The 1,375-nt window shown below is 42.8% G+C and carries 1 protein-coding gene; it reads right to left on the bottom strand.

The genetic code is table 11. The features are described 5' to 3' along the window. Positions 1–81: 81 nt before the first annotated feature. Positions 82–1,029 carry a transposase gene (locus I8752_RS36640; protein ID WP_214437038.1) on the bottom strand — a complete coding sequence of 316 codons (948 nt, stop codon included), beginning with the start codon at positions 1,027–1,029 and terminating at the stop codon, positions 82–84. Positions 1,030–1,375 lie beyond the last annotated feature (346 nt).

The following is a 1,375-nucleotide window of genomic DNA, read 5'->3' as shown; positions in this document are numbered from 1 at the left end:
CTATATGGATGTGTTTGAATTATCAAGTATTCTCCTTCGGTATATTTAGGATTGAATTTAATAGCAATACTCTGGACAAAATTAAGCAGCAATAACGCCGTAAGCTCGTAGGTTTTGGTAGTTAGGATGGGATTTAATTACAGTTGGCGAGAGGTCTAACATTGAAATAAAGGTGTCGAGCAAATGGTCATTGAGTGCCCGTCGCTTGACACTTGCCATAGAAAAGATCAAGGGTTTTTGAGCAGACTGCTGTTGATGAGCATCGAGCTTGGCAAGATTTAAAGCAGTGAAACTAGCATTGAAATGAAAATCAAGCTTTTTGACATCACGGGCTTGACAATCACTCAGTCCGGTAAACTGTTTAGCATCACGGAAGATGAATTCGATTTGAAAGCGCAGTTTGTAGAAACGATAAATTTCGTCTGGCGATTGGCTGATATCTGTCGAGAATAAGACAGCATAACTCGGTTTGTGAGACTGACGGCGGTCAAGTAAATAAGCCAGACGAATCTTGCGTTTGAGTGAAACGTGCCATACAACTGCTGTGTAGAGTTCAACCCCTGATTGCAGTTCCCGTACCCAAGCCAAGCGAGTAGGGTCAGCTAGATCAACTTTGCCATCAAATTTGCGTTTAGCTCCCCGTGCTTTTTGTTCACCCTCAAACACATATCGTAGATTCGCGTCTCGGCGCAGTTTACTAATCACATCCAGATTCAGTGCTTTGACTCCCTTGACAAATGCCTCTTTAGCATATGCTCCATCCACAGCAAGGTAGCGAACTTGGGGAGGTAATTGAGGTTGAGCAATTTCCAGGTGGTGGAGATAGTAGTCCATCCGCGTCAGTTCTGGACATTCGCCTTGGTCAAATGTTTGTTCAGCAAGCAGACTATAGGCCACTTCCGTTTCTACATCTACTACCGCCACCAAGGATACCTCTAATCCTCTCTCAACTCGATTGTGACTGCCATTATAAAATTGGTCTAGTCCAAAGGTCTTTTTCCCGCTTTTAGCAATGAATGAACAGTCCATCACCGCAATCATTGAGTGATGAAGAGACGTTGCTGCTTTGATTACTTCTGCGTTGAACTGAGCGAAATCAAACTGTTTTTTAAACTGTCGGCGATAACTTCTCTCTGTTCGTTGGCTGTAACGACTCAAGTTGGTAAAGTTTACCTTGCCACAGGCAATTAGAATCGTGGCAAACAGGGTTGTCAAGGCTTTTATCTGTGGTTTATGAAAAATCCCCATTTTGCTCAGTAAGCTTTGTACAATTTCCATATGGCTATCGAGTCGGTGCAAGTTTTTTCTAATCAGCACCTTAATGGCTCGATAGCTTTCTTGTCTATTCCCTCAACTAAAAATTGTCCGGAGTATT

Source organism: Dendronalium phyllosphericum CENA369, from assembly GCF_016056275.1.
Taxonomy (GTDB): domain Bacteria; phylum Cyanobacteriota; class Cyanobacteriia; order Cyanobacteriales; family Nostocaceae; genus Dendronalium; species Dendronalium phyllosphericum.
This window is presented reverse-complemented; position numbering and strand designations above follow the sequence as displayed.

Coding starts and splice junctions, on each gene's coding strand:
- I8752_RS36640 (WP_214437038.1), bottom strand. CDS start 1,029: ATGGACTGTTCATTCATTGCTAAAAGCGGGAAAAAGACCTTTGGACTA.